At 60.0% G+C, this 13,540-nt stretch carries 14 protein-coding genes; 12 read left to right on the top strand and 2 right to left on the bottom strand.

Annotation, left to right across the window (positions count from 1 at the left end):
- The first annotated feature begins 15 nt into the window (after nt 1–15).
- The 10 genes from ACR9ZQ_RS21815 to ACR9ZQ_RS21770 all read left to right on the top strand — a co-directional run bounded on the left by ACR9ZQ_RS21815 (nt 16) and on the right by ACR9ZQ_RS21770 (nt 10,070).
- Nucleotides 16–747, top strand: a complete 732-nt coding sequence (locus tag ACR9ZQ_RS21815) for a LuxR family transcriptional regulator (protein ID WP_481428803.1) — start codon at nt 16–18, stop codon at nt 745–747.
- Nucleotides 748–1,300: 553 nt separating this feature from the next.
- Nucleotides 1,301–2,452, top strand: coding sequence for an Mrp/NBP35 family ATP-binding protein (locus ACR9ZQ_RS21810; RefSeq protein ID WP_481428802.1), 1,152 nt, complete (start codon nt 1,301–1,303; stop codon nt 2,450–2,452).
- 405 nt (nt 2,453–2,857) lie between these two features.
- Entirely contained in the window at nt 2,858–3,835 is a 978-nt protein-coding gene (locus tag ACR9ZQ_RS21805) for a magnesium transporter CorA family protein (RefSeq protein WP_113321888.1), read from the top strand.
- Nucleotides 3,836–3,853: 18 nt separating this feature from the next.
- The gene (locus tag ACR9ZQ_RS21800; RefSeq protein WP_113321865.1) at nt 3,854–5,752 is read left to right on the top strand and encodes a potassium transporter Kup; all 1,899 of its coding nucleotides are present in this window, start codon (nt 3,854–3,856) and stop codon (nt 5,750–5,752) included.
- 216 nt (nt 5,753–5,968) lie between these two features.
- Complete coding sequence (locus ACR9ZQ_RS21795; RefSeq protein ID WP_481428801.1) at nt 5,969–7,147, top strand: cell wall hydrolase; 1,179 nt, start codon at nt 5,969–5,971, stop codon at nt 7,145–7,147.
- A 283-nt stretch (nt 7,148–7,430) separates the two neighbouring features.
- Nucleotides 7,431–7,769 (top strand): AtpZ/AtpI family protein, encoded by a 339-nt coding sequence (locus ACR9ZQ_RS21790; RefSeq protein WP_113321863.1) that lies wholly within the window; start codon nt 7,431–7,433, stop codon nt 7,767–7,769.
- 59 nt (nt 7,770–7,828) lie between these two features.
- Nucleotides 7,829–8,581 carry a F0F1 ATP synthase subunit A gene (locus ACR9ZQ_RS21785; protein ID WP_037105789.1) on the top strand — a complete coding sequence of 251 codons (753 nt, stop codon included), beginning with the start codon at nt 7,829–7,831 and terminating at the stop codon, nt 8,579–8,581.
- Nucleotides 8,582–8,648: 67 nt separating this feature from the next.
- Complete coding sequence (locus ACR9ZQ_RS21780; protein ID WP_003588243.1) at nt 8,649–8,876, top strand: F0F1 ATP synthase subunit C; 228 nt, start codon at nt 8,649–8,651, stop codon at nt 8,874–8,876.
- Between the two features lie 78 nt (nt 8,877–8,954).
- The gene (locus ACR9ZQ_RS21775) at nt 8,955–9,575 is read left to right on the top strand and encodes a F0F1 ATP synthase subunit B (RefSeq protein WP_310378538.1); all 621 of its coding nucleotides are present in this window, start codon (nt 8,955–8,957) and stop codon (nt 9,573–9,575) included.
- Between the two features lie 3 nt (nt 9,576–9,578).
- Nucleotides 9,579–10,070 (top strand): F0F1 ATP synthase subunit B, encoded by a 492-nt coding sequence (locus tag ACR9ZQ_RS21770; RefSeq protein WP_113321861.1) that lies wholly within the window; start codon nt 9,579–9,581, stop codon nt 10,068–10,070.
- Between the two features lie 236 nt (nt 10,071–10,306).
- On the opposite strand, the gene ACR9ZQ_RS21765 is transcribed toward ACR9ZQ_RS21770, so the two are convergent.
- Together ACR9ZQ_RS21765 and ACR9ZQ_RS21760 are read right to left on the bottom strand one after the other, a co-directional pair.
- Nucleotides 10,307–10,999, bottom strand: coding sequence for a ribonuclease HII (locus ACR9ZQ_RS21765; protein WP_481428800.1), 693 nt, complete (start codon nt 10,997–10,999; stop codon nt 10,307–10,309).
- A gap of 227 nt (nt 11,000–11,226) precedes the next feature.
- Nucleotides 11,227–12,384 carry a PA0069 family radical SAM protein gene (locus tag ACR9ZQ_RS21760; RefSeq protein ID WP_481428799.1) on the bottom strand — a complete coding sequence of 386 codons (1,158 nt, stop codon included), beginning with the start codon at nt 12,382–12,384 and terminating at the stop codon, nt 11,227–11,229.
- Nucleotides 12,385–12,522: 138 nt separating this feature from the next.
- On the opposite strand from ACR9ZQ_RS21760, the gene ACR9ZQ_RS21755 reads away from it, so the two are divergent.
- Together ACR9ZQ_RS21755 and ACR9ZQ_RS21750 are read left to right on the top strand one after the other, a co-directional pair.
- Entirely contained in the window at nt 12,523–13,041 is a 519-nt protein-coding gene (locus ACR9ZQ_RS21755) for a glycosyltransferase family 2 protein (RefSeq protein WP_113321887.1), read from the top strand.
- Between the two features lie 178 nt (nt 13,042–13,219).
- Nucleotides 13,220–13,534, top strand: coding sequence for a hypothetical protein (locus ACR9ZQ_RS21750; protein WP_113321858.1), 315 nt, complete (start codon nt 13,220–13,222; stop codon nt 13,532–13,534).
- Nucleotides 13,535–13,540 lie beyond the last annotated feature (6 nt).

Genomic DNA, 13,540 nt, shown 5'->3' with positions numbered 1-13,540 from the left:
AGGCGAAAAAATCTGATGGCAAGCTTACCGCAAACTTCGGTGGAGGACGCCTATGTCCAGGAGGTCGCCAGTCTAAAGACGCAGTTCGACATTTTCCGCTTCATGAAGCGGATGACGGAGGCCTATCGCAGCCGGGCTTTCATGGTTTTGAACCTGCCGCCGATTACCTCCTTCGATCTTCAGGGCAATACGATCATCACCAGCTGGCCCGCTGAACTGCTGTCCATCTACGATCAGGAAGGGCTGATGGTGAACAGCCCGGTCCTGCGGCGGCTGCGCACGTCGACCCTGCCTTTCTTCTACGATACGTCGCGCACCAACTGGCCCCGCGACGACGGCAAGACAGGGGTCGTTGCAACCCTTTTCGAACGCTTCAGGATGATGCGCTGCGCCTATTTTCCGACGCACGAACCGTCAGGCGCGCGCGGTGCAGTCTCCTTCGCCGGTGATCGCGAGCCTTTCACCCCGGTAGAGATGCGCGAACTCAGCTATATCGCGATCCATGTCTTCGACCGGCTGGCCGAGATCCGCAATCTCGATACGCGCATGACCGATACGCTGACCGACCGCGAGATCGATTGCCTCAACTGGACTGCGGCGGGAAAGACCAGTGCCGAGATCGCCGAAATCCTCGATCTCTCGGAGCATACGGTCAATCACTACCTGAACCGCGCCACCAAGAAGCTTGATACGGTCAACCGCACGCAGGCCGTCGCCAAGGCGCTACGCATCGGCCTCATCAAGTAGGCTCCGATTAGCAGGCATTGCCGGCCTAAAATATCGTCAGTCGCTGCCGCCTTGCTCAATATGTGAGCGCCATTCCCTTTGCTGGTGGCCCTGGACTGAACAATTATCATCCTTTTCACCGGATTCCGCAGTTGGCATACTTCGTGCATCGTTATCAGCAGAGGTCCAGAGGGGACTTTGAAAACAGCGCCAGCTCAACGGCGCGACCGACACGCCGCCGTCTGATATCGCTGCCGCTTTTCTCCCGGCGTTCCGATATCGGCGGCGGTTGTTGCGTTTGGGCAACCACCTTTTGCCCTGTTCCGAAACCGGACGATATCGTTCATTTTTTTCTGGCCTTTTTTTTCGCTTGCTCTACTTCGCCCCGAATTGCGCCGGTTCTCGGGGAGTCCGTTGCGGTCATCAGGGCGAGAGCCCAGCGGACTTGATGACCGCAACGGAGAGAGAACGCGCTGCCTTTCCTTTAACGCAAGATGTGCCTGCCGCCCGATTTTGTTTGGCGAAGCTGCTGGCCTCCACTATTTACTGAAGACGAAAAAGCAGTGAGGGCGGAATGACCGAGGTCACCAAGGAACAGGTTCTGGAAACGCTGAAGACCGTGCGCGGGCCGGATCTGGAGCACAACATCGTCGAACTCGGCATGGTTTCCGATGTCTTCATCTCCGATGGCAAGGTCTATTTCTCGATCACCGTGCCGGCGGAACGCGCCAAGGAACTGGAGCCGCTGCGGCTGGCTGCCGAGCGTGTGATCAAGGAAATGCCAGGCGTGAAAGGTGCGCTCGTGGCGCTGACGGCAGACAAGAAGGCCGCCGCAAATGCGCCCGCAGCGCGCCCCGCTCCGCAGGCTGACCACGCCCATCACGGCCACTCCCACGCCCCGCAACAGCAGCCGCGCACCGCCAAGATCGGCGTTCCCGGCATCGGCGCCATTATCGCCGTCGCATCGGGCAAGGGCGGCGTCGGCAAGTCGACGACGGCGGTCAATCTGGCACTCGGCCTGCAGGCGAATGGTCTTCGCGTCGGCATTCTCGATGCCGATATCTACGGCCCCTCGATGCCACGCCTCCTGAAGATTTCCGGCCGCCCGACCCAGATCGACGGCCGCATCATCAATCCCATGGAGAATTACGGCCTCAAGGTCATGTCCATGGGCTTCCTCGTCGATGAGGAAACCGCGATGATCTGGCGCGGACCGATGGTCCAGTCCGCCCTCCTGCAGATGCTGCGCGAAGTCGCCTGGGGCGAGCTCGACGTTCTCGTCGTCGACATGCCGCCCGGCACCGGTGACGCCCAACTCACCATGGCCCAGCAGGTGCCGCTCGCCGGCGCCGTGATCGTCTCCACGCCGCAGGATCTGGCGCTGATCGATGCCCGCAAGGGCCTCAACATGTTCCGCAAGGTCGAAGTGCCGGTTCTCGGCATTGTCGAGAACATGAGCTATTTCGTCGCGCCCGATACTGGCACTCGTTACGATATCTTCGGCCACGGCGGCGCCCGCAGGGAGGCCGAGCGTATCGGTGTGCCCTTCCTCGGCGAAGTGCCGCTGACCATGAACATCCGCGAGACTTCGGATGCCGGAACGCCGCTTGTTGCCTCCGATCCGAATGGCGTCGTTGCCGGCATCTACCGTGCCATCGCTGCCAAGGTCTGGGAACAGCTCGGTGAAAAGCCGCAGCGCGAAGCCCCCGCGATCGTCTTCGAATAGTGCGAATCACTTGGCCGCTCACCTCGAATTGTGGGGGAAATGAGATGAAAGGGCGCAGTTCACGTAAGATGTCTTGATTATTTTCCGGCTTTGCTTCATATGCGCGCCGGCGTCATGATGGCGCGTCTGCAAATGCTCTGTGATGGCCGCCTGTCGATGAAGGTTCCGGCCTCCCTGCATATTCGGAGTTGACTTGTCGATCGAAGGATTGGTGACTGCGATGCGGTGGAGCAACCCGGCCGATAAGGCCGGACATGACCGGAGTTGTATGAACTTTCTTTATCCGCTTCCGTTACGATCGATGGCAAGTGCGCCCTGGCGTCACCGCGCTCGCGTAGGCATGGAAGGACTTTCGATGAAAAGGGCTACGACGGCTGGGTGCTGCCGGCGCCGGAGATGCGGGCTGTGATCACCGCATACTGTTCCAACTGCAAGTCGGTCGAGATCCGTGATCTTGCCAATCCTCCGGAGTTTCCGGCGGATGTGGTATGGATCGACATGGTCGAGCCGACTCGCGAGGAGGAACTGCATGTCGAAACGATCCTTGGCATCGAAGTGCCGACCCGCGACGATCTCAGGGCGATTGAGCCGTCAGCCCGCCTCTATGTCGAAAATAACGCCGTATACATGACCGCTTCGCTGATATGGAAAGCGGAAACGGAAGCGCCGACCCTGACGGATGTCGCCTTCATTCTTGCCGGCGACAAGCTGGTGACCATCCGCTACGCTCATCCGAAGTCCTTCGCACTCTTCATCGCCGCCCTGCATCGCATACCGGAGCAGTGGCGCAGCGGCGCCGCCCTTCTTGCCAAGCTCCTGGAAACGATCGTCGATCGCACCGCCGAAGTTCTGGAAATGTCGGTGTCCCGCCTGGACATCCTGTCGGTGCACGTGTTCGGTGACCGCGCCAAGAAGGTGCGCAAGCCGTCGAACTATCTGGAAGAGAAGCTGAAGGACATTGCCGGCCATCACCGCATGATCAGCAAGCTGCGCGACAGTCTCGGCTCGCTCTCGCGCCTTCTCACCTTCTTCTATACGATCCCTGTCGTGCAGCACGATCAGGAAACCAAGGAACTTTGCCGGACGATTTCGCGCGACATCCAGTCCCTTTCGGAACATGCGTCCTTCGTCGCCGGCAACATTACCTTCCTGCTCGACGCCTCGCTCGGCCTCATCAACATCGAGCAGAATGCCATCATCAAGATTTTTTCGATCGCTTCGGTCGTGTTCTTGCCGCCGACGCTGGTCGCCTCCATCTATGGCATGAATTTCGAGTTTATGCCGGAGTTGCACCTGGCCGCGGGTTATCCTTACTCGCTGGGCCTCATGGTGATCTCCGCCGTCATTCCCTTCTTCTTTTTCCGCTGGAAAGGCTGGCTCTGAGGAGCCTGTAATTACTTCATGTCTGAAGAAAGCCATTCTCAAGAACGCAACCTTACGCCGCGCAAGCTCTTTTATCTTGCGCTAGGCTCCGTAGGTGTCGTTTACGGGGATATCGGCACGAGCCCGCTTTATGCCTTCCGCGAAGCGCTGAAGCCGGTCGCCCATGATGGTCTCACCCGTTTCGAGGTCATCAGCCTCATTTCCCTGATGATCTGGGCGCTGACGATCATCGTCACCATCAAATACGTGCTCTTTCTGCTGCGCGCCGACAACGACGGCGAAGGTGGCACGCTGTCGCTGCTTGCCCTCCTGATGAAAACCGCCAATGGCCACACAGCGCTTTTGATGCTGCTCGGCCTGATGGGCGCGGCACTCTTCCTCGGCGACGCGATGATCACCCCGGCGCTCTCGGTTCTGTCAGCGGTCGAAGGTATCAAGCTCGTCACGCCGCAGCTGTCGGAATATATCGTGCCCATATCGGTGGCGATTCTGGCACTGCTCTTCGTCGTGCAGTCGCATGGCACGGGGGCGGTCGCACGATTCTTCGGCCCCATCACGGCGCTTTGGTTCCTCGTCATGGCCGCCGCCGGCATCGCTCATATTTCCGATGACTACGGCATCCTCGCCGCCTTCAACCCCTATTATGCCATCAGCTTCCTGCTGCACGAGGGTTTCTATGGCGTCGTCGTTCTCGGCGCTGTCTTCCTGACGGTGACAGGCGCGGAAGCCCTCTACGCAGACCTCGGCCATTTCGGCCGCCGCCCGATCCAGTGGGCATGGTTCGCGCTGGTCTTCCCGTCGCTCACGCTGAACTATCTGGGGCAGGGCGCGCTCGTTCTCGGCAATCCGGCAACGATGTCCGACCCCTTCTATCTCATGTATCCGCAGTGGGCGCTGTTGCCGGTCGTTATCCTCGCGACCTGCGCCACGATCATCGCCAGCCAGGCCGTCATTACGGGCGCCTTCTCGCTCGTACGCCAGGGAATCAACCTCGGCTTCCTGCCGCGCATGGAAATTCTCTTCACGTCAGAGACCAATACCGGGCAGATCTTTGTGCCTTCGGTCAACGCGGTGCTGTTCTTCGGCGTCATCTTCCTCGTGCTCGGCTTCAAGACCTCGGATTCGCTGGCGACCGCCTACGGCATCTCGGTCACCGGCGCGATGGTCGTCACCTCGATCATGGCTTTCGAATTCGTCCGCGTCCGTTGGAACTGGTCGCTTCCGGTTGCCATCATTGCGCTGCTGCCGCTCGTCCTTCTCGAACTGATCTTCTTGGGCGCCAACCTCCTGAAGATCCATGACGGCGGCTATATCCCGATCCTGATTGCGACGGCCTTCACCGTCATTATGTGGACCTGGCGTCGCGGCACGGCGATCCTGACGGAAAAGACCCGTCATACGGATATTCCGCTTGCCTCGTTCGTGAGCTCAATCGAGCGCAAGAGCGAGCATTCGCCGGCCCATGTTCCGGGCACCGCGATCTTCCTGACCAGCGATCCGGATTCGGCACCCGCCGCACTGTTGCACAATCTCAAGCACAATCACGTGCTCCATGATCGCAACGTCATTCTGACAATCCGCACGGTCAACAAGCCGCGCGTCTCGCCGCAGGAACGCTACAAGGTTGAGCAGATCTCCGAACGCTTCTCGCGCGTGGAACTGCTCTTCGGCTTCATGGAATCGCAGAACGTCTCTCAGGCGCTGGCGGCGCTGCGCAAGACCGGCCTGAAGTTCGACATCATGACGACCTCCTTTTATCTCGGCCGCCGCAAGCTGGTGCCTGATGCCAAGTCCGGCATGCCCTACTGGCAGGACCGCCTCTACATCGCGCTCGCCAATGCGGCCGCCAACCCCTCCGACTACTTCCGCCTGCCGGCCAACCGCGTGGTGGAATTGGGTTCGCACGTCATCATTTGACGGGAAGCAAGGAGAGGGCGCCATCTCGTCCTCTCCCATTTCTGTGGCCGGCCGGGAATGAACGGGGCGAGATGCTCCATCTCACGAAAATGTCAGCCGCATTGGAATATGCAGAAATCCTCATGGGCATATTCCGGGACAGGTCGTTAACCAGCTATCAAGGTTAATGCGAGATTTTCTTGGGACTGTTCCCGCGTCCCATGCCCGGAGTCCGCGTTGCGTCGAAATGGCCGCTTCCGCAGCAAGCTGCGTCTCTTGCCCCAGAATTGGGTCTCTCCCGCGATCTTCGGCGTGGCCGGATGGCTGATCTTCCCGAGCGTCGCCTCCCATGCCGATCTTGCCACCATGCTCGCCGGTCTCGACAATGATCGCGAAAGCTGGCGTATGGTTCTGACCAATTCGCCCGCAGGCTCCATCCACCAGGCAGAACTCGCCTTTGCCGATCCCGCTTCTACCGGCTCGATCGCCGCCGGTGCGGGCATGGTGCTGCCCGACGGCCGCAAGGTTGCCTTCGTCTCTGGTGAGAAGGGTAATGACGGCACCCCGGACGAGGATCGCGTCAATCGCAATGCCAAGAAGGGCCGGGTCATTGCAGTGGAAAAGGTGCAGCCGCCGAAGGATTTCTCGGCCGGCTCCGTCCTTGAGCGCACCAGGCTCCTCTTCCGCCCGGTTTTCGATCTCAAGGACAAGTCCGCCTTCGTGAAGCCGTCGATCAAGGGCAAGGAGATCGAGATCGCCACGGCCTTCTACAAGACGCAGCCGGCGCCACAAGGGGACACTGCTGTACCGGCAATTCTGGCGAGCCTCGTGACCAGCAATAAGGCGGATGTGCTGGCGACGGCCTATGCGCCTGCCGCACCGGATTATTCCCGCCAGTCGCCTTTCGATTCCATCCTGACCGACAAGGATGAAGGCCGTTTCGCGCCGCAGATCGGCCCGAGGGATCATGCCTGGGCTGCGAGCATCCTGCCGCCCAGCGTCTTCTCCGCCCGCGAGCAGCAGTGCCTGGCTTCAGGCATCTATTTCGAGGCGCGCGGCGAATCCGTGAAGGGGCAGGCGGCCGTCGCTCAGGTCATTCTCAACCGCGTCCGCAACCCAGCCTATCCCAAGACTATTTGCGGGGTCGTCTACCAGAACGAAGACTGGCGCAATCGCTGCCAGTTTTCCTTCGCCTGCGACAACATCAAGGACCGTGTGAATTCGCAGTATCATTGGCGCGTCGCCCGCGATGTTGCCATGGCCGTGACCGCCGGCAAGATCTGGCTGCCGCAAGTGGGGTCGGCCACTCATTACCATGCCGTCTACGTCCGGCCGAATTGGGCCAGGACCATGGAAAAGGTCGGCCGCATCGGCATGCATGTCTTCTACCGCACTTATGGTGGTGGCTGGAGCTGAGGCAAAAGGGCGGCCGATTGCCGATTTTTCGCCGCCCGGCGCCGTTCGAAGACGGATTCTTTCGATGAAATCGGGCGGGAGTGGCCAAATTCCGCTTAAATCTTTGATTTTTTGCGGTTATTTTATGGCTGGACACAAGCTCTCTACGCCTTGACTATACTAATCCCTAAAACTATGTTGCGCGCGACTTCAGAACGGGCCGGAGGGTTCTTTAACCTTTGCGTCCGTGGTTCGGAAAACCGGGGTAGCGGGATTGCGGGCGACGGGAGCGGAGGAGAGCACGATGGCGGATGACCGCGAAGAAAGTCTTGAGCAGCGCCGTCGGCAGCTGGAAGCGGAACTAGCCTCCAGACATGTCGATGACAGGAAGGAAGAGGCGCGAGAGGCCAGTGCCGAGCAGAGCCGTAAAGGTTATGCCCAGGCGATGAAGCTCTCGAGCGAATTCATTTCCGCCATTGTTGTCGGCGCTGTACTCGGCTGGCTCTTCGACCATTTTGTTGGCACGACGCCTTGGGGGTTGATTGTTCTTCTGCTTCTTGGATTCTGTGCCGGCGTTTTGAATGTTTTGCGCGCTGCGGGGAAGGTCGCCCAACCCCTGGATCGCCAAAACGCTGATAAATAGGGCCGTCTGGCCCAGTGCAATTTCCGCCTCTTGGGCGGGCCAAAGAGAGAGAGCAACCGGTGTCAAACGATCCGACCCATCAGTTCCAGATCTTCAAGATTGTGCCGATCGAGATCGGCGGGATTGATTTCTCGTTCACCAACGCATCTCTCTTCATGGTGGCTTCGGCTGCCGTCGCTGCTGGCTTCCTTTATTTCTCGACCACGAATCGCGCCATTGTTCCGGGCCGTTCGCAGTCACTCGCCGAAATGTCCTACGAGTTCATTGCCGGCATGCTGAAGGAAGGTGCGGGCACCAAGGGAATGCAGTTCTTCCCGCTGGTCTTCTCGCTCTTCATGTTCGTGCTGACGGCAAACCTGCTCGGCATGTTCCCGTATTTCTTCACGATTACCAGCCAGATCATCGTGACCTTCGCGTTGGCGATCCTCGTCATCGGCACGGTTCTGGTCTACGGCTTCTATAAGCACGGCTTCCACTTCTTTAATGTCTTCGTGCCCTCGGGCGTGCCGGGCATTCTGTTGCCGCTGGTTGTCTCGATCGAGATCATTTCCTTCCTGTCTCGTCCGATTTCATTGTCGGTTCGTCTTTTCGCAAACATGCTCGCTGGTCACATCACGCTGAAGGTGTTCGCAGGCTTCGTCGCCTCGCTTGGAGCCCTCGGTGCTGTCGGTGTCGGCGGAGCCGTTCTTCCTCTCATCATGACCGTCGCCCTGACCGGTCTCGAGTTCCTCGTTGCCTTCCTCCAGGCTTACGTCTTTGCGGTGCTGACTTGCATGTACCTCAATGACGCGATCCATCCGGGCGGGCACTAAGGATAACGACATCGACGTCAAAGGGCGTCAGTCATTCGCCGCAACAACCATTTCAAAGGAGTTCAACATGGAAGCGGAAGCAGCAAAGTTCATCGGTGCAGGTCTGGCTTGCTTTGGTATGGCCGGTACGGCTCTCGGCCTCGGCAATATCTTCGGCAGCTACCTCTCCGGCGCTCTGCGCAATCCGTCTGCTGCTGACAGCCAGTTCGGCCGTCTGGTATTCGGCTTCGCCGTTACGGAAGCTCTGGGCATCTTCTCGCTGCTCGTCGCTCTTCTCCTCCTCTTCGCCGTTTAATATCGGTGGATTGATGGATCACGGCCTGCGAACAGCGAGCCGTGATCCTTTGCATTTGCAGTACACCTGGAGGTGAGCATGTACTTTGTGACCCCGGCCTACGCTGAAGAGGCACCGGCGGGAACCGCGACGGATGCGCATGCCGCTCCGGCTGCCGGCGAGGTCCATACCGAGACCGGCGTTGCCGAAGGCGGCCACGCGCGTGGGCCTTTCCCGCCTTTCGATTCGTCGACCTACGCATCCCAGCTTCTCTGGCTGGTGATTACGTTCGTCATTTTCTACCTGCTCATGCAAAAGGTCATCGCACCGCGCATCGGCGCGATCCTCGAGCAGCGTCACAACCGCATCTCGCAGGATGTCGAAGAAGCTGGCCGCCTGAAGGCTGAGGCCGATGCCGCTGTCACAACTTACGAAGGCGAACTCGCCGCTGCCCGCGCCAAGGCAAACTCGATCGGCACTGCCGCTCGCGATGCTGCCAAGGTAAAGGCCGAGGGTGATCGTCGCGCAGTCGAGGCTAGCCTCAACGAAAAGCTGAAGGCTGCCGAGGCCCGTATCGCCGATGTGAAGGCAAAGGCTTTTGCCGATGTGGGTGCCATCGCCGAGGAAACCGCAGCAGCTGTTGTCGAACAGCTCATCGGCGGCTCTACTGCCCAGTCTGATGTCGCCGCTGCCGTTGCAGCCGCCAAAAAGGAGGCTTGATCGATGGAATTTGCTTTTGATGCAACTTTCTTCGCCTTCGTTGGCCTCGTTCTCTTCCTGGCGCTGATCGTCTACCTGAAGGTTCCGGGCATGATGGCGAAGTCGCTTGACGACCGCGCCGACCAGATCCGCAACGAGCTGGCGGAAGCCAAGCGTCTGCGCGAGGAAGCCCAGCACCTGCTCGCGGAATATCAGCGCAAGCGCAAGGAAGCTGAAGCTGAAGCAGCGCACATCGTGGCCGCTGCCGAGCGCGAAGCTGAAATGCTGACCGCCGAGGCGAAGAAGAAGACGGAAGAATTCGTCTCTAACCGCACGGCTCTTTCCGAGCAGAAGATCAAGCAGGCCGAAGCCGACGCGATAAAGGCTGTTCGCTCTGCTGCCGTCGATCTCGCCATCGCAGCCGCCGAAGCCGTCATCGGCAAGCAGGCGGATGCCAAGGTCCAGTCCGAACTTTTCGGCCAGGCCGTCGGCGAAGTGAAGACCCGCCTGAACTGAGCTGCTGCTCTATAGGATTAGAAAAGCCCTGCCTCAGCGGGGCTTTTCCGTTTTCGGCGGATGCTGTTGTGCTTAGTGTGATGTCTGAAACTGTGATGGGCTGCGCCGAAAACAACGGATCACCCTTTTCGGAAGCTCCTGCAGAAACCCTCGATGCCGGTACAGCAATCGAGTGTCTCTGACACTTTCCCATCCCCAGGGCTTGCAGGGAAACGGAGCGGATCCCGCGCTGGAGCTTACTCCTCCAGCATCTCCCCATTCAGCTCTTCCACGACGCCGTCCTTGCGGAGTGGCCGGAAGCTCATCCGGTGCAGTGAGCACGGCCCGTGCTTCTCGATGCCGGAGCGATGCTGTGCTGTGCCATATCCAACATGAGCGGCAAAACCATATTCAGGAAACACCAGATGTGCGCGCGCCATCATTCGGTCGCGCGTCACCTTCGCCACTATGGAGGCGGCGGCGATAGAAACGGATCGAGCGTCACCCTTCACCACGGCCTGCCCGGGGCAGTCGAGCCCAGTCGGCACGTCCAGTCCGTCCGTCAGCACATAGCTTGCTGGTACGGAAAGGCCGCAGATCGCGCGGCGCATGGCGTCGAGGCTTGCTTTGCGGATATCGGTTTCGTCGATGCGTGTGGAACTGGATGAGGCGATGGAGACTGTTGAGGTCGCAAGAATTTGGACGAACAGCTCCTCGCGTTTCTGTGCCGAAAGCTGCTTGGAATCGTTGAGGCCCTCGGGAATGCGCTTGGGATCGAGGATCACGGCTGCAGCCACGACAGGGCCTGCAAGCGGTCCGCGCCCAGCCTCGTCGGCGCCCGCGACAGGCCAGTGGCCAGCCTTGCGGGCTTTCAGCTCCAGCCGGAAATCCGGCACGAGGGGTACCTCTTCAAAGAGCAGAGGAGAATCGGGTGACGTGCGACGTTTCATGCGGTTGAAACTCGCACGCCAACCCGATTTCCTGCAAGCCCCCGGATCAGGGCGGCGACGACCGGGGGCGGTCCGGCGGATGGTGCGGTCAGGGCCATCCGCAGGAATTGCGCAAGACAGAAGACGCAGGGCAGGTCTTCTTCACGCCTCACGCAAGCTCGTTAACAAAAGCAATTCCATCAAAAGTGCGCAGCGGCTTTGCGTCCGGAATTGCGTAAAACAACCAGTCAGAGCAACGAAAGTTGCACGCCGCTGCCATTTGGCGGTACGAAGAGATCGTCGCGCAGGGCAAGGCTTCGCCTAGTTAGCCCCAACCGCTTTGCTGCCATCTCGAAGCGGCGGGCGATCTGCCAGGCGTAAGGCCCGGCGCCCTTCATGCGCTTGCCGAACTCGGCATCATAATCCTTACCGCCGCGCATTGAGCGCACCAGCGACATGACGTGGCGATAACGGTCAGGATAGTTCTGCAGCAGCCAGTCGCGGAACAGCGGGCTCACCTCCAGCGGCAGCCGCAGCAGCACATAGCTTGCCTCTTCTGCGCCTGCCGCCTTCGCGGCATCCAGAATGCGCTCCAGCTCGTGATCGTTGAGCGCCGGGATGATCGGCGCCGCCATCACTGACGTGCGCACACCGGCCTCGGAAAGCCCGCGGACCGCCTCCAGCCTGCGCGTCGGCGTCGAGGCGCGTGGTTCCATCAGCCGCGCGAGCTTGCGGTCGAGCGTCGTAACCGAAATGCCGACACGCACGATGTTCTTCGCCGCCATCTCGGTGAGGATATCGAGATCGCGCAGGATCATCGCCGACTTGGTGACGATCGCAACGGGGTGGTTCGCCTTGTTCAGCACTTCGAGGATCTGCCGCATGATGCGCCATTCCTTCTCGATCGGCTGGTAGGGATCGGTGTTGGTGCCGATCGCGATGACGCGGACCTTGTAGCCAGGCTTGGCGAGCTCGCGCTCCAGAAGCTTCGGCGCGTCCGGCTTGGCAAACAGCTTGCTTTCGAAATCCAGTCCCGCCGAGAGGCCCATATAGGCATGCGTCGGCCGGGCGAAACAATAGATGCAGCCATGCTCGCAGCCGCGATAGGGATTGATCGACCGATCGAAGGAAAGGTCGGGGAACTCGTTGCGGGTGATCGCCGTGCGCGGCTTCTCGATCTGCACATCCGTCTTGAAGGGCGGCAGTTCCTCGAGCGTCTGCCAGCCATCATCGAAGGTCTCGCGCTGCGTTGACTCGAAGCGGCCGCTGGGATTAAGCCCCGCACCGCGGCCACGCCGCCGGTCAACCTCGATGCGCAGCCCCGAGGCCGCGATCATCGCGTCGGCAATATCTGCCGTATTGGCAGGCGCAAATGCGGCCTGCCCTGCAAGGGACTGTGGTCTCATCGGATTCTCCAGCGGCGGAAACGCTCGATCCCGCTCGTTTTAATGATTATATTCCTATCCACAAAAAGAGAACAATGCAAGAACAAAGTGGGGAAAGTGGTGCTGGCAAAATTTTGTGCGGCGCTCTATAAACAGGCAATGTTGACTGTCGTTCTTGAATGCCAGGATCAGGAACCTGAGCTGGCCCAGACTCTATCGGTATTGGTGGCGGGCGCCGTCGAGGGCCTCGTCAGCGACGTGGTCGTGCTCGATCACGGCTCCCGCGACGGCACCTCGCGGGTGGCGGATGCCGCCGGCTGCCGTTTCCATTCGCAGTGGGATATCAAGGACATCATCCGTTCCGCTCGCGGTGAATGGCTGCTCTTCGTCGAACCGGGCGCAAGACCGCAGGCAGGCTGGATCGACGAAGTCGCGGAATACGTAGCCTTGAATAAGGTGCCTGCGCGCTTCACCGCCTCGCGCGGCTATCGACGCCCCTTTTTCCAGCGCGTCGGCCGTGCCAGGCCACCACTGGAACTCGGTCTGCTCATGCCGAAGAAACTCGCCATTTCAGCTGCAAAGAGCGGCATGCGCCTTACCGAATTCGTCAAGGCGCAGAAGCCGCGCCAACTCTCCAGCGAATTGATTCCCTCCTGGGTCGCCCGCGCCGCGCGATAGCTGCACTCTTCGACATTGCGAAAAGATGGCGCCCAATAGGATTTCGCGCTATAATTCGGGTATGGCGCCACCGAAGCGCCTCGCTTCGTAACGGATGGCCATGGAATGCCGGTGAACGGCAGAACAGGTCAGCGAGAATCTCCTCTTCTGCCGGGTTTCCGGCGAAAGGAGGTGCGTCATGCTACGCAATATGGTCCACGGCCTGCTGGCCGTCATATTGACGACATTGGTGATCGCGCATCCGCATCCGGCAGCATCGCAGATGATGCGCAGTTGCGCAGGCCGATCCGAGATCGTCAATTTCCTGGACAGCAACTTTGGTGAAAAGCTCACTGCAGTCGGACTGATTAACCAGAACGCCATTCTCGAAGTCTATGCCGCCGAAAGCGGCACCTGGACGCTCGTCGTCACGGACGTTCACGGGATAAGCTGCGTGCTGCTGTCCGGTGATAGCTGGGAAACGATGCCCGCCCTGCCGGGCCTCGCGACATAGCGATGC

It is taken from the genome of Rhizobium sp. KNZ14-9A, assembly GCF_056755015.1.
This window is presented reverse-complemented; position numbering and strand designations above follow the sequence as displayed.